Below are 20,208 nucleotides of genomic sequence, written 5' to 3' on the forward strand. Positions count from 1 at the left end.
CGGAAACTCTAGAGCGAAGGTCATCGTCGCCAGCAGCGCCGCCGCCCTCGTTCAGTGACGCGGCTTATAGACCCTACCCCTTTTCTAAGTCAACTGCATCTTTCCAAAAAAAAGAAAAATCTTCGAAGCGATTGAATTTGCATCGATATTTCAATTTCGGCCCGAAAGGCGATGGCAAGGGCACCTGCGAGGACGGTCTATTCTACCGGAGATGGGCGTGTGCGGCGCATGCAACCGTGTTCGCCTCGAAATCTCGGAGGAAACAGGCCTCGCGCGACACTTATATACGCGCCTGCCCTCACAAATTCACAATCGAATGCTCTTCCGGAGACGCATGATTCACGCAGGCTCCGCACTCTATGGTGTTGGAAGCTGCGAAATTTGACTCCTGCGCGACAAATGTGCACTTCTTCCGCCGCGCGCCTGCGGGGGCCCTGGGGAAAAGAAAGCGGAATCCGATTGGCATGATGACGGACAAGGTGGTGATCCGATCGCTGGGCAGCGAGCCGCCAATTCTGGCTGATGGACGCCGGGCGCCTGACCGTCGCGAAATTTCCCTGCGCTGGCTTTCGGGCACGTTCCTCACCGGCATCACCTCCAGCGTACTGATGGGGGTCGCTCTTTTTGCCGCTCTCGACGGGCGCCAGCAGCTTGCAATCCCCGCCGAGGCCTACGCCACCACCGACCTTTCGCACGATGCCCATGCCGAGACCAACGTCACGCGTGGTGGCAGGCTGATTGTCACCGGCATTGCCGCCAAGCCCTCCGATCGTGCCATCATGGAGGTCTCGACCGTCGTGCATGACGGCGAGAAGGAGGTCGTGCGCCGCCAGCCCTTCGCGCATGTGAAGATGACGCTCGCCGCCAACCACGTCGCGACCGAGGACTATCCGGATTTCGATCCGCTGGCGATCTTTTCGAGCGACGAGGGCAATTCCGTGCCCGCCAACCGCACCGGCGCCATTTACGGATCGGAAGTCGAATCCGAGGTCAGCCTCAAGACCATTGCCTTTCCGGTCAAGGATTCCTCCTTCGACACCGCCAATTCGATGACCCTCGACGAGGTGGAGGAGAACGTCCGCTCCAACGGCTCCGTGCTGACCGACGGCAACACGCAGCTTTCGGCGCTCTATTATGTCGACCCCAGGCGCTTCGTGGCCGACGACGGCGACGTCGATCTGACAGCGGGCCTTGCGGCACGCGTCCTCGAGCAGAACATGTCGGTCGCCGCCTCCGAGCAGGTGACGCCCCAGACGCCTGAGTATGCCGACGACATCATCCCGATCAGGCAAGACGCCGAGATCACCGCAGCACTCCAGAGCTCCGGCTATCCCAAGCCCCAGGCCGACGGCATCGCGGCCTTCCTCGGACCGCAGCTCGGCACGACCGAGCTTTCCAAGGGTGACGTCCTGCGCGTCGGCATCATCCAGAAGGGCGAGCAGGCCAAGGTCATCCGCGCCAGCGTCTATCACGGCACCAGCCATGCGATCACCATGGCGCTGAACGACAAGGGGCAGTTCGTCCCCGGCGTCGAGCCGCCGGCGCTCGAGGCGCTCGCGACCGCTTTCGACGGCAACGCCGCACCGGTCGCCGCCGGCCGTGACCTGCCCCGCGTCTATGACGGCATCTATCGTGCCGCCCTCTCCTACGGCATGACCAAGGAGATGACGGCGCTCATCATCAAGCTGCTTGCCAGCAATGTCGACTTCCAGGCGCAGCTGAAGCCCAGCGACACGCTAGAAGCCTTCTTCTCGGTGACCGACGACAGCGGCCGGGCAACGGAGGATTCCGAGCTCCTCTATGTCGACGCCAGGTTCGGCGACAACGAGACGCGCTTCTACCGCTTCCAGGATCCGGAAGACGGCAGCATCGATTACTTCGACGAGACCGGAAAGAGCATCCGCCAGTTCCTGCTGCGCAACCCGGTTCCGAACGGCATCTTCAAATCGGGCTTCGGTATGCGTCGGCATCCGATCCTCGGTTTTGCCCGCATGCACACCGGCGTCGACTGGGCCGCTCCCCGCGGCACTGCGATCATCGCCGCCGGCAACGGCGTCGTCGAAAAGGCGGGCTGGGATTCCGGTGGCTACGGCAACCAGACGATCGTCCGCCATGCCAACGGCTATGAATCCTCCTACAACCACCAGAGCGCGATCGCCAAGGGCATCGTCCCCGGCACCAAGGTTCGCCAGGGCCAGGTCATCGGCTGGGTCGGCACCACAGGCGAATCCACCGGCCCGCACCTGCATTACGAGCTGATCGTCAACGGCACCAAGGTGGATCCGCTGCGCATCCGCCTGCCGGGCGGCAAGTCGCTGGAAGGCGAAGCGCTTGCGAGGTTCGAAGACGAGCGCAAGCGCATCGATACGCTTCTCAACATCAAGCCGAGCGACCAGGTCGCAAGCCGATAGGATCGGCCCCGGGAACGGGCATCGTTCGACTCCGCAAACGAAAATGGCGGCCCGAGGGCCGCCATCCGTCTTTTCCTGCTGACAAGGCTTACGCTGCTTCGCCGACCGGTTCGCGGGTGCGGAACAGCAACCTGTCCGAACCGCTCGTCACCTTGACGGTCGACCCATCCGGCACCTGGCCGGAGAGGATCTGCTCGGCCAGCGGATCCTGGACATATTTCTGGATCACGCGCTTCAGCGGGCGGGCGCCGTAGACCGGGTCGTAGCCCTTGTCGCCGAGCCAGCTGCGCGCATCCTCGTCGAGTTCGAGCGTGATCTTGCGATCCGACAGCAGTGCCACCAGGCGCTTCAGCTGGATCTCGACGATCGCACCCATCTCCTCGCGCTTCAGGCGGTGGAAGAGGATGATCTCGTCGACGCGGTTCAGGAATTCCGGACGGAAGTGCGCACGCACGACCTCCATCACCTGTTCGCGGACCGCCTCGCTGTCTTCCTTCTCCCTGAGCTGGGTCAGGTATTCGGCGCCGAGGTTCGACGTCATGATGATCATCGTGTTCTTGAAGTCGACCGTTCGGCCCTGCCCGTCCGTCAACCGCCCGTCGTCCAGAACCTGGAGCAGGATGTTGAAGACGTCCGGATGCGCCTTTTCAATCTCGTCGAACAGGACCACCTGATAGGGCCGCCGGCGAACCGCTTCCGTCAGCGCACCGCCCTCCTCATAGCCGACATAGCCGGGCGGCGCGCCGATCAGCCGGGCCACGGAGTGCTTCTCCATGTATTCCGACATGTCCATGCGCACCATCGCCGTCTCGTCGTCGAAGAGGAAGCGGGCGAGCGCCTTGGTAAGTTCGGTCTTTCCGACACCCGTCGGGCCGAGGAAGATGAACGAACCGATCGGCCGGTTCGGATCCTGCAGCCCGGCGCGCGAGCGGCGAACGGCGCGGGAGACGGCCTGAACGGCATCGCCCTGGCCGACGACCGACTTCGCAAGCTCGTCTTCCATCCGAAGCAGCTTGTCGCGCTCGCCTTCCAGCATCTTGTCGACCGGAATACCGGTCCAGCGCGAGACGACGTGCGCGATGTTGTCGGGGGTCACGACCTCTTGCACCATGGCGCTGCGATCGCCGTCCTGCTTTTCGGCCTCGGCCAATTGCTTTTCGAGCTCGGGAATGACGCCGTAGGTCAGTTCGCCGGCGCGCTGGAACTCAGCCTTGCGCTGGGCGCTCGCCAATTCGTTGCGGGCCTCGTCGAGCCGCTTCTTCAGATCCGCAGCAAGACCAAGCTTCTGCTTTTCGGCCTGCCAGCGGGCCGTCAATGCATCGGCCTGCTCTTCCTGGTCCGTCAGCTCGGTCTCCAGCCTCTTCAGGCGGTCGGCAGAAGCGGCGTCGGTTTCCTTCTTCAGCGCCTCGCGCTCGATCTTCAGCTGCATGATGCGGCGATCGAGTTCGTCCAGCTCTTCTGGCTTGGAATCCACCTGCATGCGCAGCCGCGCAGCCGCCTCGTCCATCAGGTCGATCGCCTTGTCGGGCAGGAAGCGGTCAGTGATGTAGCGGTTGGAAAGCGTCGCAGCCGCGACCAGCGCGGAATCCGAGATCCGAACCTTGTGGTGCTGCTCGTATTTTTCCTTCAAGCCGCGCAGGATCGAGATCGTGTCCTCGACCGTCGGCTCTTCGACCATGACCGGCTGGAAGCGGCGGGCAAGTGCCGGATCCTTCTCGACATGCTTGCGGTATTCGTCGAGCGTGGTCGCGCCGACGCAGTGCAGTTCGCCGCGGGCAAGTGCGGGCTTCAGCAGGTTGGAGGCGTCCATCGCCCCGTCCGCCTTGCCGGCGCCGACCAGCGTGTGCATCTCGTCGATGAACAGGATGATCTCGCCGTTTTCCGACTGCACCTCGTTGAGCACGGCTTTCAGCCGCTCCTCGAATTCGCCGCGATATTTCGCACCGGCAACCAGCGCGCCCAGGTCGAGCGCCATCAGCTTCTTGTCCTTGAGGGACTCGGGTACGTCGCCGTTGACGATACGTAGCGCCAGGCCCTCGACGATTGCCGTCTTGCCGACGCCGGGCTCGCCGATCAGAACCGGATTGTTCTTCGTGCGGCGTGAAAGCACCTGGATCGTGCGACGGATTTCATCGTCGCGGCCGATGACAGGGTCGAGCTTGCCCTCGCGGGCCTCGGCGGTCAGGTCACGCGCATATTTCTTCAGGGAATCGAAGCCCTGTTCGGCATTGGAACTGTCGGCGGTCCTGCCCTTGCGGATGTCGTTGATGACCTGGTTGAGCGTAACGGGCGTGACGCCGGCGTTCTTGAGCGTCGCGGATGTCGAGGCACTGGGCTCCATCGCCAGTGCCTGCAGCAAGCGCTCGACGGTCACGAAACTATCGCCGGCCTTCTTGGAAGCCTCTTCCGCGGTCGAAAACACCTTGGCGAGCGGCTGCGAAAGATAGACCTGGCCGTTGCCGCCGGAAACCTTGGGAAGCCTGGCAAGCGCGGCGTCGTTGGCAAGCCGGGCGGCCTTGGCGTCACCGCCGGCGCGCTCGATCAGCGACGCGGCCATACCCTGGTCGTCGTCGAGCAGTACCTTCAGCACATGCTCCGGAGTAAATTGCTGGTGCCCCTCGGCAAGGGCATAAGTCTGCGCGGACTGAAGAAAACCGCGCACGCGTTCCGAATACTTCTCGATATTCATGCTTTACCTCCATGTATCGTCCCGCCCTTTCATAAGGCACGGACCGATGATTGAGATTGAGCTCCCTCAAAAGGCGAGCTCTTGCCTGCCGCATCTGGGATTTGCGGCCGGGTCGTTCGAGCAGAATATGGGACAGCCAGCGGGGAGTTTAAAGAGCAGCACAAACGAAAAAACCCCGGCAGTTGCCGGGGTTCTGGTCGGTGGGCGTTTCGTGCCCGTCCATGCACCTATTCGGTCGAAGCGTCTGCCAGCTCCGGCGAATCGGTGGACCCTTCCGGGGCTGCCTCGCCATTGGCACGGCGCGGCTGCCGGCGCGGCCGGTTGCCGGCGTTGCGGCGGCGCGGCGTCCGTTCGCGCGGTTCGCCGGAAGCCGGCGTTTCCTCTTCGATGGCAACCTCGGCCGGAATGCCTTCGATCACCGGCTGCGGGCCGGTGCCGTCGATGACTTCCCTCACGGGCTGCGGAGCAGCGGCAACCGGCGCCGGGGCACGCTCTTCCATCTCGACTGAATCGAGGTCGTCCATGTCGCGCTCGACAGACTCGCGGTCGCCGAAGTCGGCGCGATCCTCGCGGCTGAAGCGGTCCTGCATCTGCGCCTGCGCGGCAGCAATGATGCGGTTGTAGTGCTCTGCGTGCTGAAGATAGTTCTCGGCAATGACCCGGTCGCCGGCACTCTGGGCGTCGCGGGCAAGTGTGGCATATTTCTCGGCAATGTGCTGGGCCGTACCACGAATCTTCACGTCCGGACCCGAGCTGTCGTAGGTCCGCGTCAGCGGGTTCGAGCCCTTGCGGTTGAAGTTGTTGTTGTTGCCGTTGTTGTTGTTATTATTGTTGTTATTGCCACGCCCTCGACCGCGCTTGTTCTGCTGTCCTGGCCTCATCGATCCACTCACCTGCATTCTCTTGTTTTGATGATTAATGGCACATGCCGCCGTGGGCGGGAAAAATCCGGCCCCGGGCTTTCATGTGCCCGCAAGGCAGACTGCGCCCATGCGCCGGCCTGCCGCTCGTTCCTAAGTCAGATTGACTGATTCACGCATCAGGTTGTGCTCAACCTTTGAAACTCTCGTCAAAGAGGGAACCCCCGAGGTCGAACAGGACTCGAACGATACTTCGTCCATGCCTAGTAGCCCGACGCGTAGGGGCAACCTATATTGCTTCCTTGGGAAATCCAAGCCTTTTCTTCGCAATTGCAATGATGTTCCATCTATTGCAACAAATCGTCGCTTAACTCTTGTACGCGAACACCACTACACGATCATTTTTGCCATAATCGCGGACCGATTCAAGCAGGCGGAAATTTTCCGCAGTAAAAATCGCGGTCACTTCCATGCGCTGATCGTAGCCAATCTCCAGTCCGACGATGCCATCCTGGCAGAGGAACCTTGCCGCATCCTTGGCAATCGCCCGATAGGCATCAAGCCCATCGTTGCCGCCGTCCAGCGCTGCCGCCGGATCGTGTTCCTTCACTTCGGGAGCGAGAGTGGAAATGACACTGGATGGAATATAGGGCGGATTTGAGACAATGGCGTGAAATTCGCCCGAAATTTTTCCGAACCAGCTTCCTTCTATCGCCTCGAAGCGGCCATCCAGGCCGTTCTCGCGCGCATTTTTCTGCGCCGCAAGCACCGCGCCCGCGGCAATGTCGACACCTGTTCCGATCGCCTCCGGGCACTCCTTCAAAAGGGCCAGGCATATGGCGCCCGTGCCGGTGCCGAGATCAAGGATTCTCACTTCGCCATGCGTCGCCGCCAGGCGCCTCACATGCGGGAGCATCGTGTCCACGAGGATTTCCGTGTCCGGCCTTGGTTCCAGCGTATCGGGCGAAAGCTCGAGCGCCAGCCCGTAAAATTCGCGTCTGCCGAGGATCCGGTACACCGGTTCGCGGTCCAGCCGCCGCCGGATCGCATCCTCGATCCGCTGGGCCGAGGTCGCCTCGACCTGTTCCTTCTCCCGGCTCAGCAGCTCGACCCTCGAAAGTCCGAGCAGGCCGCCAATCAGGATGTGGGCATCGGCGGCCGCGTTCTCAAGCCCCGCCGCCGCAAACCGGGTTCGCGCCCGGTTAAGGAGCTCGCCGATCGTCGGGCCCGGCAGGCTCATTGCTGTTCGCCGAGGCTCGCGAGCTGGCTCGCCTGATAGTCGGCCAGAAGCGCGTCGACCACCTCGCTGATTTCGCCTTCCATCATCCGGTCGAGCTTGTAGAGCGTCAGGTTGATGCGGTGGTCGGTGACGCGGCCCTGGGGGAAATTATAAGTGCGAATGCGCTCCGAGCGGTCGCCGGAGCCCACCTGGCTCTTGCGATCGGCGGACCGCTCGCTGTCGGCGCGCTGGCGTTCCATGTCGAAAAGCCGCGAGCGCAGGACCTGCATCGCCTTGGCGCGGTTCTGGTGCTGGGACTTCTCCGAGCTCGTCACCACGATCCCGGTCGGCAGATGGGTGATGCGTACGGCCGAGTCGGTGGTGTTGACATGCTGTCCGCCCGCGCCCGAAGAGCGCATCGTGTCGATGCGGATATCCTCCGGCCGGATCGCGATGTCGATCTCCTCGGCCTCAGGGAGAACTGCGACCGTTGCCGCCGAGGTGTGGATGCGCCCGCTCGCCTCCGTCTCCGGCACGCGCTGCACCCGGTGCACGCCGGACTCGAACTTGAGCTTGGCGAAGACGCCCTTGCCGGTGATCGTCGCGATGATTTCCTTGAAGCCGCCGGCCTCGCCTTCGCTCGCCGAAAGGATCTCCACCTTCCAGCCGTTGGCGGCGGCGAAACGCTCGTACATGCGGAACAGGTCGCCGGCGAAGAGGGCCGCCTCCGAACCGCCGGTTCCGGCGCGGATTTCGAGGATCGCGCTCTTCTCGTCGGCCGCATCCTTCGGCAGGAGCAGGATCTGTATCTCCTGCTCCAGCGTCTCGATACGCTCCTTCACGTCGGGCAGTTCCATCTCCGCAAGCTCGCGCATCTCGCGATCGACGGTCCTATCGGCAAGCATCGCCTCGATGTCGGCGAGCTCGGCGACTGCCTTTTCATAGGCGCGGATCTTCGTCACCACCGGCTGCAGTTCGGAATATTCCGAAGCAAGCTTCACATAGACGTCCGCGGACGGACCCGCGGACATGCGGGCCTCGATCTCGCCGAAGCGGCGCTCCAGCTCGCGCATCTTTTCAACGGGAAGCTTGGCCACCCTTCGCTCCAGTTCTTCTTATTGTTCTCTTACAGCGGAATATTGTTGCTCTCGGCGAAGCGGGCAAGGATTTCGCGGACCGAATGTTGCGGCTTCGTGTCGTCCAGCGCCTCGTGGAGCACCGCTCCGAGCGCATCGATATCGAGCCCAAGCAGCATTGCCTTGACCGGACCGATCGACGCCGGCGACATCGATACCGAGCGGAAGCCGATGCCGAACAGGGCGAGCGCCGAGATCGTCTTGCCCGCCATCTCGCCGCAGAGCGTCACCGGTGTATCGTTGCGTTCGCCGGCCCTTACGATGTCGCGCAGCACCCTCAGGAACGGCCTTCCCAGCACGTCGAACCGGTCGGAGACGCGGGCGTTGCCGCGGTCGACGGCCATCGTGAACTGGAAGAGGTCGTTCGAGCCGACCGAAACGAAGTCCACCGCATCCATCAGCTCGTCGAGCTGCCAGAGCAGCGACGGCACTTCCAGCATCGCGCCGAACTGCAGCTTGCGCGGCAGGCCATGGCCGAAGCGCGAAAGATGCTGCACTTCCTTCTGCAGCAGTTCGCGCACGGCCCTGATCTCCGAAACCTCGGTGACCATGGGCACCATCATCTTCAGCTCGGTGCCGGCGGCCGCCTTCAGCATCGCCCGAAGCTGGGTGCGCAGCAGGCCGGGACGGTCGAGCGAGAGGCGGATCGCACGCCAGCCGAGGGCCGGGTTCTCCTCCTCGTGCCCGCGGAAATAAGGCACGACCTTGTCGCCGCCGATGTCGAGCGTACGGAAGGTGACGCTGCGCCCACCGGCCTGCTTCATGACGCTGCGGTAGAAGGCTTCCTGTTCCTCCGCTTTCGGCATGGTGGAGGCGATCATGAACTGCAGCTCGGTGCGGAAGAGGCCAATGCCCTCGGCACCCGATTCGGCAAGCTGCGGCAGGTCGACCAGCAGGCCCGCATTCATCAGCAGCGTGATGCGCTTGCCGTCCTTGGTGACCGGCTCCACGGCCCGCAGCGCCCGGAACTGTTCCTGCCTGCGCGCCCGGAAACGGACTTTCTCCTCGTAGGAACGCTGGTGCTCCGGCATCGGACGCAGATGCACATGGCCCTCGTCGCCATCGATGATCACCGCGTCTCCGTTTTCGGCAAGCGCCACGACACCGGCCGCCTGGCCGATAACGGGAATGCCCATGGCGCGCGCCACGATGACGACATGGCTCGTGACCGCGCCCTCTTCCAGCACGAGGCCGCGCACGTTTGTCCTCGGATAGTCGAGAAGCTCTGCCGCACCCATCGCCCGGGCAAGGACGATCGCGTCGCTCGGAAAGCCTTCGGCGGTCGAGCGGCCGGTGTGACCGATCAGCTGGCGCAGCAGGCGGTTGGCGAGATCCTCGAAATCGTGCATCCGCTCGCGCAGATAGGGATCGGTGAGGCGTATCATCCGCGCCTTGGTGTCGCTCTGCACCTTTTCCACCGCCGCTTCCGCGGTCAGGCCGTTGCGGATCGCCTCTTCCAGCTTGCGCACCCATCCCTGGTCGTGGGCGAACATGCGGTAGGTTTCCAGCACCTCGCGGTGCTCGCCCTCCATGGAGACGTCGCGGCGCGACAGCATGTCGTCGATGGAGATGCGGAGGGAGCCCAGCGCATCGGCCAGCCGCCCGATCTCCTTCTCCGTATCTTCGTTGAGCAGGTTGGTCACAACGATGCGCGGCTCGTGCAGCACGACATAGCCGAGGCCGATGCCTTCGTTATAAGTGTCGCCGTCGATGGTGACGGAGCGCGTCAGGTCGAGTTCGAGGCCCGGCTTGGTGATCTTCTTGAGCTCGCCGGTCGCGACCATTTCGGCCAGCACCATCGCCGTCGTCTCGAGCGCCTCGAGCTCTTCCTCGCGATAGTTGCGGCTCGCCTTGTTCTGCACGACGAGAACGCCGAGCGAACGCCCCGCGCGCAGGATCGGCACGCCGAGGAAGGAATGGTAGATCTCTTCGCCGGTTTCCGGCAGGTAGCGGAAGGCCGGGTGCGATTGCGCGTCCGAGAGGTTCAGCGGCTGTGCGGATGCCGCGATCGTGCCGACGAGGCCCTGCCCCATCTTCAGTTGCGAGAGATGGACGGCCTCTTTCTTGAGGCCCTCGGTGGCGTAGAGTTCGAGCACGCCGTCGGCGCGCAGCACGTAGACCGAGCAGACTTCCGCGACCATGTTGGACGCGATCTGGCGCACGATCCGGTCAAGCCTCTCCTGGGGCTCCAGCGGTTCCGCCATGAGTTCGCGTAACCGCTTGAGCAGAACACGCGGACCGCCAGAAAGGTCTCTCATTGCGTATCAAGCTCCCGAAAAGACGATGTCATGCGCGCGAGCCGCCAGCCGGTGTGTTCCCATGCACCGTTCCGGCAGACCGGATGTCGATCAACTCTTATCCAGACCGTAGCAGGAATGCAAAGTCCGAACCGCAAGTTCCGCGTATGGACCGTCGATAAGAATGGAAATCTTGATTTCCGAGGTGGTGATCGCCTTGATGTTGATGCCTTTTTCGGCAAGTGCGCGGAAAGCGGTCGCTGCAACGCCCGCGTGCGAGCGCATTCCGATACCGATGACAGACACCTTCACGAGACCTGATTCGTTCTGGATGACGTCGTAGCCGATCTTCTGCTTGTTCTCGCCGAGAACCTTGATCGCCTTTTCGACATCGCCCGAGGGCACGGTGAAGGTCATGTCGGTCTTCGACCCGTCCTCGGAAATGTTCTGGACGATCATGTCGACATTGATGTGGCTTTCGGCGAGCGGCCCGAAGATGGCGGCCGAAACGCCGGGCCGGTCTGAAAGACGCCTCAGCGAGATTTGTGCCTCATCCTTGGCATAGGCGATGCCGGTTACGACTTCCTGTTCCACGATCTCTTCCTCGTCACAAATCAGCGTTCCGGGCGGGTTCAAGAGGTCGCCCATGCCCGGCGCATCGGGATCCTCGAAGGAGGAACGCACAAAGGTGCGCACCTTGTGCACCATGGCAAGCTCAACGGAGCGCACCTGCAGCACCTTGGCGCCCAGCGACGCCATTTCCAGCATTTCTTCGAAGGCGATCTTCTTCAGACGACGCGCCTGCGGCACGATGCGCGGGTCGGTCGTGTAGACGCCGTCGACATCGGTGTAGATATCGCAGCGGTCGGCCTTCACCGCCGCGGCGATTGCCACCGCCGACGTGTCCGAGCCGCCGCGCCCGAGCGTCGCGATGCGGTTGTCGGGACCGAGCCCCTGGAAGCCGGAGATGACGGCAACCTGCCCCTCGCCCATGCGCTTGATGATGTCGGAGCCGTCGATCTCCAGGATTCGCGCTGCGCCATGGGCGTTGTCGGTGCGGATCGGGATCTGCCAGCCCTGCCAGGAGCGCGCATTGATGTCCATCGCCTGCAGCGCGATCGCCAGCAGCCCGGAGGTCACCTGCTCGCCGGAAGCGACGACTGCGTCATATTCGCGCGCATCGTAGAAAGGCGAGTTCGCGCCGACGACCTTGGGCGTGTTCTGCACCCAGCCGACCAGCTCGTTGGTCTTGCCCGACATGGCGGAAACGACGACCGCAACCTCATGGCCGGCATCGACTTCGCGTTTGACATGGCGGGCGACGTTCTTGATGCGGTCCAGGTCAGCGACGGAAGTCCCGCCGAATTTCATCACGATGCGTGCCATATATCTCTACCAAGACCCGCGCGGGATGCCGGAAACGAAAGGCTTCCGCACCACCAGGCGCCATTCACAGACCGCCGGGAGAGGAAAAGCCGGACCCGGCACCACGAAACCCGACAAAAGGCTCCCCGAAGAGCCCGGCAACGCCTGCACGCCCGGCCCCTTCCGAAACCCAGCCCGCCGGGGACGAAAGTTGGCGTCTCTTATCGAGTTTGCAAGGGGGTGGCAAGGGTGGATGGAGAGGCCAACACGCGGCGGCGCCGGGAAGGCCGCTTTGCGCCAGGACCAGTCCCTGGATCGGGTAAACAACCCAGCTCGCCCATTGGTTCGGCGGTGGGTGTTCAAGACATAGCGATCAAGTCGGACGAAGAGTACAATCATTCAAGACGAAGGGAACCGACCCATGATCAGATCGATCGTCATTGCGGCGGTCGCTTTTGCCTCGCCGGCCACAGGCACCGAGTTCAGCGCAGCGGATCTGGCGGTGGAGGCGCGCATTGAGCGTCGGGGTGACTTCATCGGATTTGGTTTCGAGTCCGTTTGGATGATGCAGGAAGGCACGCTGGTACGCGTTGATCCCACTGACAATAGCGTCATCGACATCAAGATTCCGGGAGCGCGGGGGCCGTATCGCGGCATGGCCGTGGGTGAAGGGGCGCCTGGGTACCGGACATCGGCACTGATACGATCACCAAGATCGATCCAGCCACAAACAGCATTGCACTTACCATCCCCGTCGAGATGCTCGGCTCCGAAGGTAGCGTTGGGCTCGGTGAAGGCTCCCTGTGGGTTGCGACGGTCGGCGTCGGGAAATCATTGCTCTTGCGGTATGACTCCGCGACGGGCGCGGAGCAGGCGCGCATAAGCATGCCGCTGGGGCATGGCGTGACAGTTGCGTTCGGGTCTGTGTGGGTAACCGGTGCGGCCAAGGATCAACTTTATCGCATCGATGCCGCTACTAATGAACTTGTTGCAACAATCAATCTCGGCGCCGGGCCAGTCTTCATCACGGCGGGCTTCGGCTCGATCTGGGTGGTCGAACTCCGCGACGGCGTCGTGCAGCGTATCGATCCGGAGACGAATGCAGTTATTGCTACCATCGCGACTGGTGGACATAGGGGTGGCGATATCATCGCGGGCGGCGGATATGTCTGGGCGTCTTATTACGACGGATTGCCCCTAGTGCAGATTAATCCCAAGACAAACCAATCGCAGATATACGCCGGCACTGGGTTTGGCGACGGGCTGGCGTCCGGGGCGGGCTCGATCTGGATTTCCGGAAGAACCATCGCGAGGATATCACCGCCGACCTGGCGCTAGACCCTGCCGATGAGCCGGCGCGGTTCACCAAACGTGGGCCTAGCGTCCGCCTTGGGGCCAAGAGCAGTCAACCGCCTTCGACCACTCTGCGCCAGAAGAAGACATCTGCTTTGACTAGGATGAGTGACCGCATTGCGGCCGGAAGGAGACTGACCGCATCTGGAGATGCTAGCCAGAAATGCAGACCTAGCGCAGTTGCTGTTCAGGTCTCCTCCGAAACGCCATTTCGCGAACAAAACTGGGCACTTCCGCTGAAGCCCCGCTCGCCGCCCATCACCAGATGTTCAAGAGCCGTCCGCTTTTCGTGGATACTCATTTCCGTGTCGTCCACCTCGACGCCGTCGGTCACAAACAAGGATGACGGCTCGATGGAGGTGGAGATCGCCTGGACGTTACCTCTTACCACTTGTTGACTCACCCGCGGGTGAACAATAACTTGCGAACTCGGTCGTTGGGCTTGTCCTCACATGGCGGATCAATCTCTTCAGCGTCGCCTTGCCGCCATCGTCGTTGCCGATGTGGTGGGATATTCACGCCTGATGGAGGCTGATGAAGTCGCAACGCTGGCGAACCTCAGGGAACTCCGTTCTGGCGTTATCGAGCCGGCTGTAATGCGCCACAACGGTCGCATCTTCAAGGTCATGGGCGACGCATTCTTAATCGAATTCGGCAGCGCGGTGGGCGCGGTCGCAGCAGCGTTGGAAATGCAACGGGCCACCACTGCTGTTGAGGCTTCCGGAGACCGACGCCTGATTTTGCGTGTAGGTGTCAATCTGGGAGATGTCATTGACGATGGTTCAGACGTCCTCGGCGACGACGTCAATGTCGCGGCGCGCCTCGAGACGCAGGCCGCACCGGGAGGTATCTGCATTTCAGCCAGAGTTCACGACGAGATCGTCGGCAAGATCGGCGACCGGTTCTTTGATGCAGGCGAACGCTACCTGAAGAACCTGACTCGCCCGGTCCACGTGTGGCATTGGCCGGATGCGCTGCAGAGCATCTTGCCGCTGCCCGAGTGTCCCTCGATCGCTGTATTGCCGTTCACGAATATGAGTGGGGATGAAGCGGACGCGCCTTTCGTCGACGGCTTGACCGAAGACCTGATCACCGACCTTTCCCGCACGGCTGGCCTGTTCGTCATCGCGCGCAATTCGGTGTACGCCTACAAGGGCAAGCCGGTCGACGTACGGCTGGTCGCCCAGGAGCTCGGCGTCCGCTACGTCCTCGAGGGGAGCGCCAGACGCGCAATGGGCCGTGTCCGCATCAGTGCCCAATTGATCGACGCACTTGGCGGCCAGCACTTGTGGGCCGACCGGTTTGACAGGACGGTGGAAGATGTTTTCGAATTACAGGATGAAGTTAACGCCAAGATTGTTGAAGCCCTCGTCGGCCGGCTGACCAACCAGACGCAGCGCAAGCGGCCGAAGAACTTTGAGGCGTACGATCTGTGTGTACGCGCCCGTCTCCTAACGGAAGAGTCGCCGCAAACTGAGCGCGAGGCCTATATGCTGCTCCAACGCGCGGTCAAGCTCGAGCCATCATATGCCGAAGCGCTCGGTCTGCTCGCCTACAACCGTTGGCTTGCCTGGACTCATTTCGGCGAGCCCGAAGATCCTAACCGTCGGATGGCGGTGACGTTCGCGCAGAAGGCGGTCGACCTCGACCCCAACGATGCCGGCTGCCGTTATGTTCTGGGGACCATTTTGGCTTATGAGCGGCGATGGGAGGAATCGGAGGCTGCCTTCGCCAAGGCCCTGGAGCTGGACCCCAACCACGCCGATACCTGGGCCGCCATGTCGGACGTGTCCGTGCTGGACGGCAGGGTTGCCGACGGACTAGCGCAGATCGAAAAAGCTCTGCGGCTCAATCCCTATCCGACCTGCTGGTATCTTTGTCATCTTGGGCAGGCGCAATATGCCGCCCGTGACTATGCGGCGGCGAAAGCTACGCTTCGCAGGGAAGACACGTATCGTACCAACTCGCGCAAATTCCTGGCTGCGACACTTGCTCAGTTGGGCCACAGTGAGGAGGCGCGGCGAGAAGCAGAATTGTTCCTGATCGCCCACCCTCATTTCACGATCGGCCATTGGCTCAGCTCCCAGCCGCTGCGCGATGCATCTGTACGAGACCACTTTGTCGACGGCTTCCGAAAGGCCGGCCTGCCGGAGATGTGACGGCGGGTGCGGACAATCCCGACGCGTTCGAGGACGTGATCAACGGATATGCGCTGTGCGAGAGCGGCGGTCTGGATCGAAGTGCCAAGCTGACGGAACCATAGCTAAGGTCGTGAAATGACCGCGCGGTTGGCCCTTTGCTGCCGATCGAGGTCGATCCGAGGAACCTGCGGTATGTGTTAGAATGCAGCCCAAAGGCGCAATGCGACATACGCACTGCGAGGGCAGCCGACGTTGTGCTCTTGGAAGGGGAGACGAGGACGATGCCGACACCACAGCAACCCAGTCTGATCGTTCGACAGAAATCCCCACCGAACATCGAGTTTCCGTTTGCGTCGCTGTCCGATTGGCTGATCCCAACCGAGCTGTTCTTCGTGCGAAACCATTTCCCGTCGCCGGACCTCGATGCGCGAGACTGGAGATTGCGGGTTGACGGGGCGGTGGAGCGGCCGATCGAACTTGACCTCGACAGCATCATGGCGATGCGGAGCACGACTTTGACCGCCGTCGTCGAGTGCGCAGGGAACGGGCGCGTCTACTATGAGCCGCCGAAGGAGGGGTTGCAGTGGCAGAATGGAGCCGTCGGCAATGCCGCGTGGACAGGTGTTCTTCTCCGCGAGATTTTGGAAATGGCGGGCGTCAAGCGAACCGCCCGTGAGGTTCTGCTCGCGGGCGCCGACAGTGGCGTCGTCGACGCGAACAAGAAAACGGCTTCTCCTGGCCCCATCGCTTTTGCGCGCAGTTTGCCGCTTGAGAAGGCCATCGCTCACAGCACGATCCTTGCCTATTCGATGAACGAGGAGCCGTTGACGCGCGATCATGGTTACCCGCTGCGCGCGGTCGTGGGCGGCTGGTTCGGCATGGCTTGGGTTAAGTGGATCACGCATATCACGGTTGTAGAGCAACCGTTCCTTGGCTACTGGCAGGCGCGCGACTATTTCCGTTGGGAGCGCAACCTCGGAGAACCCAGGCTGGTCCCGCTTGCGGAGATGGAGGTCAAGGCGCAGATCGCGCGCCCCGTACAGGGGGCGCGTCTCATCGTCGGCCAACCGTACCGGATTTTCGGAGCCGCCTGGAGCGGAGAGGTTGGTATCCGGCAGGTGCAGGTCTGCACCGGAGATGGCAGGGGCTGGCGCGAGGGAAGGCTCCTCGAAACAGAACGTCCCTTTGCATGGCGCTTGTGGGAGTACATGTGGACCCCTGAAGAAGTGGGGCCACATATACTGCGATGCCGAGCGATCGATGGGGCGGGGTGCGTACAGCCCGACCAGCAGCGTTCCGACTGCGAGAGCTACGCGGCCAATTGGATCATTCCGGTGGAGGTTACGGTCGTTCCCGAGACACAGACGTACGAGGAGGAATTCGTAATCTGATCACCAGTATGGAACGGAATGGCGGTTTTTGGGGTCGCGAAGCCGTCTACGGCAAACGAGTCTTCTATGTCCGCATTGGGCCGGTCGCAGCCATTTGACCAAGGCCGTTCTGCACCAAGAGCGGGACTTGCCACTACTCTTACCAACGGCGTGGCGAGGTAACGAGGCGAATGGATCGCGTGTGCCTTGACGTGTACGCTTTTCGCGCGCCACCGCGTTCCTTTTTGATTTCCCAAAAGCCGACATTGCTTGGGGCCGGCAGGCGCAGCAATCATGCGCCTTGTCAGGACTTGCAAACGGCTTCACGAGTGAAAGCGGCTTTACGGATATATCTGTGAATGGCACGCTGCCACGACGGCGCAGCGCCGCGACAATTTGTTGAATCACAGCCGGCAAGCTTCGATCTCTTCCCATGCCTGTGGCGCCGTCGACCTCGACAGGGCGCAGAGGGATCAATGGTTACCTGATGGCCAAGCAGACGAAAGAGATGCAATCGTCGCGGCGGAAGCCGCGCAAGGGGACCGTGCTCCCGCCACTCCAGCCCTTGCAGGGACGAGAGCAGGACATTGCCCTGATTCAGCACCTGATAGAGCGGGTCGATCATGGTGGAGCGTCGCTCGTCATCAGCGGTGAGCCCGGGATCGGGAAATCCGCGCTCCTCGAGCTCGCCAGGCATAGAGCCCTCGAACGCGACATCACGGTCCTGAGCATGATAGGCGTTCTGGCCGAGGTCCACTTGCCGTTCGCAGCACTCGAGCAGGCGCTGCGCCCGCTGATGAAGCAGGCAGCGGACCTGGTCCCTCGGCAGCGGTCTGCGTTGCAGGCCGCTTTCGGCATACATGACGAGATGGGGGCTCCCGATATCTTTCTGGTCGCGCTTGCGACGCTGTCGCTTCTGACCGACAGCGCGACGCGCAGGCCCATCCTGCTCATTGCCGACGACGCTCAATGGCTGGACGAGGCAACCCATGAGGTGCTGGCCTTCATCTCACGCAGGCTGAGTTCGGACCCTATCGTTCTCATGGTGGCGATGCGCGATGGCTTCAACCGTTCATTCGACGGCGCCAACACCCTTCGGCTGCGGCTTTCGGGACTTGACGATGCCGATGCCGAACGTCTGCTGGATGCGCATGCGCCCGGCATTCCCGACGAATTGCGCAGTCGCTTCCTCAAGGAGGCCTCCGGCAATCCGCTCGCCCTCTTGGAACTGCCTCGCGACAAGAAGGCAGCCGAGCAGCGCGATGCAACGTGGCTTCCACTGACGGAGCGCCTGGAGCGTGCCTTTTCAGCCCGTTTGGCCGATCTTCCGGCTTCGGCCCGAACCCTGCTGTTCGTGGCAGCCGAGAACGACGGGACGTCGCTCGATGAAATCCTGCGTGCCGCGGAAGCGGTGTCGGGTGAGCGGCTGGATGTCAGTGCCTTGATGCCGGCGGTCGCCGTCAAGCTGATCGACATCGATGGAACGGACGTGCGGTTCCGGCACCCGCTTGTGCGTTCGGCGATGCATCAGGCCGCAGATCTGGCAACGCGGCAAAGGATCCATGCCGCGCTTGCGGCCATTGTTCATGACCAACTGGATCGCCAGCTATGGCACCGTGCGGCGGCGACGATCGGACCGGATGACGAACTGGCGGGCGAATACGATCGCATGGCGGCGCGGGCACTGAGGAAAGGCGCCGTCGCCATGGCGATCGAGGTCCTCGAAAAGGCGGCTCGGCTGAGCAGCACCGCGAGAGGCAAAAGCGAGCGGCTCTTGCGCGCCGCCGAGCTCGCCGCCGATCTCGGGCAGCCGGAACTCCTCGACCGCTTGCTGCTTGAAGCCGGCGTGAGTGAATCGGATCATCTCGCCACGGCGCGGATCGGCTGGTGCCGCGAGATCGTCCAGCCTCCGATGGTCAATGATCCGGCGAAAATCCCGACTTTGATTGGCCTGGCCGCTCAGGCCAATGCTGCCGGCGCCACGGATCTGGCGAGCCATCTGCTGTGGCGTGCAGCCCAACGCTGCTGGTGGAGCAATGCGGACAGGCACCTTCGCAAAAGCATCCTCGCCGCTGCAAACAGCCTCAAACTGCCTGAGACGGACCCATGCCTGATCGCAATATCCGCATACGCCGAGCCGCTCCAACTCGGGGGTGAAATATACAACAGGCTCCAGCGGCTTGCCGGAGCAAGCGGCGGCACTCCTGCGGCTGCGCGAATCCTCGGTAGCACTGCCAATGTCATTGGTGCCTTCGACCTCGGCGTTAGTTTCCTGACCGATTCCGCCGCCGCGCTGCGTGAACAAGGGCGACTGAGCGACCTTGCGCGCGTGCTTTTTGCTCAGGCCTGGGCCGAAATGGAGGTGGGCGATTGGACCCGCGCAATGAGAGAGGCCGAAGAATCCGTTCGCTTTGCCGAAGATACGGGCGGAACCCTATGGCACGCCGCGGCTACGATCGTGAAAGCCAAGCTCGCCGGAATGATGGGCAATCTCGAGCAATCGCAGGCATTTGCGGCGCAGGCGGAACGCCTGGTCCTGTCGGCAGGAGCGAGTTTCCTGCTGGCCATGCTGCAGATCGCCCGAGGCATCTCGGCAATCGGCGCGGGCCGGCATTGGGAAGCCTACGAGCATCTGCGGCGTCTTTTTACGCCTGCCGATCCGGCCTTCAATTCCGGTCTCCAATTCTTCGGGCTCGCGGATTTCGTGGAGGCTGCCGTTTTCTCCGGCAATGCCGAGGCGGCCCGTCATGTCATCGAGGAGATCGAGCGCGTCGCTGCTCCGACGCCGGTGCCGTGGGTGGAGACGATGCTGTATTATGGCAAGGCGCTGCTTGCGGCGCCTGAAGATGCCGAGCAGTTCTTCCTGAAAGGCCTGGGCCCGGTCGCGAAGAAGTGGCCGTTTTTGAGAGGACGTCTTCTCCTGGCTTATGGCGGATGGCTGCGCCGCCAGCGCAGGTCCGTGGACGCGAGGGCGCCGTTGCGTGAGGCCCGCGATATCTTCGATGCCTTGAGCGCTCTGCCTTGGAGCGACAGGGCAAGGGAGGAACTGCGTGCTTCGGGAGAAGCCAGCCGCCGCCGAACCGAGTACGTCTGGGAAATGCTCACGCCGCAGCAGCTTCACATCGCGCAACTCGCGGCCGAGGGTCTCTCGAACAAGGAAATCGGCGCCAGGCTCTACTTGTCGCACAGGACCGTCGGCTACCACCTCCACCGCATCTTTTCGAAGACCGGCGTCACGTCGCGCTCTGCGCTGCGTCCCCTCCTCACGGATGCCGGCAATCCCCAAACTTGACTGCCGACCGGTCATCGGACCGGTCATTTGACAGAAGCGCAGGTTCCCTCCTGCGGGCTACCAGTGCGGTTGCATGCAACTTTCTCGGAGAGAATGACGTGAAACGCTTGCCTTCACTCGCAACCCTCAGCCTCG

Annotated in this window: 12 protein-coding genes; 5 read left to right on the forward strand and 7 right to left on the reverse strand. The window is 62.5% G+C overall.

The window, feature by feature from the left end; translation table 11 throughout:
* The first annotated feature begins 464 nt into the window (after nt 1-464).
* On the forward strand, nt 465-2,411 hold the full coding sequence (locus tag EV286_RS10055) for a M23 family metallopeptidase (protein WP_132956907.1): 1,947 nt from the start codon (nt 465-467) through the stop codon (nt 2,409-2,411).
* 88 nt (nt 2,412-2,499) lie between these two features.
* On the opposite strand, the gene clpB is transcribed toward EV286_RS10055, so the two are convergent.
* The 6 genes from clpB to EV286_RS10085 form a co-directional block, all read right to left on the reverse strand.
* Complete coding sequence (gene clpB, locus EV286_RS10060) at nt 2,500-5,100, reverse strand: ATP-dependent chaperone ClpB (protein WP_132956908.1); 2,601 nt, start codon at nt 5,098-5,100, stop codon at nt 2,500-2,502.
* Nucleotides 5,101-5,327: 227 nt separating this feature from the next.
* Entirely contained in the window at nt 5,328-5,981 is a 654-nt protein-coding gene (locus EV286_RS10065; RefSeq protein WP_132956909.1) for a DUF4167 domain-containing protein, read from the reverse strand.
* Between the two features lie 346 nt (nt 5,982-6,327).
* The gene (gene prmC / locus EV286_RS10070) at nt 6,328-7,200 is read right to left on the reverse strand and encodes a peptide chain release factor N(5)-glutamine methyltransferase (RefSeq protein WP_132956910.1); all 873 of its coding nucleotides are present in this window, start codon (nt 7,198-7,200) and stop codon (nt 6,328-6,330) included.
* Nucleotides 7,197-8,276: a peptide chain release factor 1 gene (gene prfA, locus EV286_RS10075; protein ID WP_132956911.1), complete on the reverse strand. Its 1,080-nt coding sequence runs from the start codon at nt 8,274-8,276 to the stop codon at nt 7,197-7,199. Before prfA ends, prmC begins: the two co-directional genes overlap by 4 nt.
* A gap of 29 nt (nt 8,277-8,305) precedes the next feature.
* Nucleotides 8,306-10,573, reverse strand: a complete 2,268-nt coding sequence (ptsP, locus tag EV286_RS10080; protein ID WP_132956912.1) for a phosphoenolpyruvate--protein phosphotransferase — start codon at nt 10,571-10,573, stop codon at nt 8,306-8,308.
* A 90-nt stretch (nt 10,574-10,663) separates the two neighbouring features.
* Nucleotides 10,664-11,938, reverse strand: a complete 1,275-nt coding sequence (locus tag EV286_RS10085; RefSeq protein ID WP_132956913.1) for an aspartate kinase — start codon at nt 11,936-11,938, stop codon at nt 10,664-10,666.
* 864 nt (nt 11,939-12,802) lie between these two features.
* Between EV286_RS10085 and EV286_RS10090 the strand changes: the two genes are divergently transcribed.
* Complete coding sequence (locus EV286_RS10090; RefSeq protein ID WP_132956914.1) at nt 12,803-13,255, forward strand: hypothetical protein; 453 nt, start codon at nt 12,803-12,805, stop codon at nt 13,253-13,255.
* A gap of 202 nt (nt 13,256-13,457) precedes the next feature.
* Here EV286_RS10090 and EV286_RS10095 read toward each other — a convergent pair whose 3' ends face one another.
* Nucleotides 13,458-13,661: a hypothetical protein gene (locus EV286_RS10095; RefSeq protein WP_245500669.1), complete on the reverse strand. Its 204-nt coding sequence runs from the start codon at nt 13,659-13,661 to the stop codon at nt 13,458-13,460.
* Between the two features lie 61 nt (nt 13,662-13,722).
* Here EV286_RS10095 and EV286_RS10100 point away from each other — a divergent pair, with 61 nt between their 5' ends.
* From EV286_RS10100 to EV286_RS10110, 3 genes are all read left to right on the forward strand, one after another.
* Nucleotides 13,723-15,429 (forward strand): adenylate/guanylate cyclase domain-containing protein, encoded by a 1,707-nt coding sequence (locus EV286_RS10100; protein WP_132956915.1) that lies wholly within the window; start codon nt 13,723-13,725, stop codon nt 15,427-15,429.
* Nucleotides 15,430-15,692: 263 nt separating this feature from the next.
* Nucleotides 15,693-16,802, forward strand: a complete 1,110-nt coding sequence (locus EV286_RS10105; RefSeq protein ID WP_132956916.1) for a sulfite oxidase — start codon at nt 15,693-15,695, stop codon at nt 16,800-16,802.
* A 466-nt stretch (nt 16,803-17,268) separates the two neighbouring features.
* Nucleotides 17,269-20,073, forward strand: coding sequence for a LuxR family transcriptional regulator (locus EV286_RS10110; RefSeq protein ID WP_132956917.1), 2,805 nt, complete (start codon nt 17,269-17,271; stop codon nt 20,071-20,073).
* Nucleotides 20,074-20,208: the final 135 nt, after the last annotated feature.

It is taken from the genome of Rhizobium sp. BK251 (genome assembly GCF_004345245.1).
Taxonomy (GTDB): Bacteria; Pseudomonadota; Alphaproteobacteria; order Rhizobiales; family Rhizobiaceae; genus Rhizobium.

What these genes read in the sequence shown, in the direction of transcription:
- ptsP (WP_132956912.1), bottom strand. Translation starts at nt 10,573, where the DNA reads ATGAGAGACCTTTCTGGCGGTCCGCGTGTTCTGCTCAAGCGGTTACGC.
- prmC (WP_132956910.1), bottom strand. Translation starts at nt 7,200, where the DNA reads ATGAGCCTGCCGGGCCCGACGATCGGCGAGCTCCTTAACCGGGCGCGA.
- clpB (WP_132956908.1), bottom strand. Translation starts at nt 5,100, where the DNA reads ATGAATATCGAGAAGTATTCGGAACGCGTGCGCGGTTTTCTTCAGTCC.
- EV286_RS10110 (WP_132956917.1), top strand. Translation starts at nt 17,269, where the DNA reads ATGGCCAAGCAGACGAAAGAGATGCAATCGTCGCGGCGGAAGCCGCGC.
- EV286_RS10065 (WP_132956909.1), bottom strand. Translation starts at nt 5,981, where the DNA reads ATGAGGCCAGGACAGCAGAACAAGCGCGGTCGAGGGCGTGGCAATAAC.
- EV286_RS10090 (WP_132956914.1), top strand. Translation starts at nt 12,803, where the DNA reads ATGCCGCTGGGGCATGGCGTGACAGTTGCGTTCGGGTCTGTGTGGGTA.
- EV286_RS10085 (WP_132956913.1), bottom strand. Translation starts at nt 11,938, where the DNA reads ATGGCACGCATCGTGATGAAATTCGGCGGGACTTCCGTCGCTGACCTG.
- EV286_RS10100 (WP_132956915.1), top strand. Translation starts at nt 13,723, where the DNA reads ATGGCGGATCAATCTCTTCAGCGTCGCCTTGCCGCCATCGTCGTTGCC.
- EV286_RS10055 (WP_132956907.1), top strand. Translation starts at nt 465, where the DNA reads ATGATGACGGACAAGGTGGTGATCCGATCGCTGGGCAGCGAGCCGCCA.
- EV286_RS10105 (WP_132956916.1), top strand. Translation starts at nt 15,693, where the DNA reads ATGCCGACACCACAGCAACCCAGTCTGATCGTTCGACAGAAATCCCCA.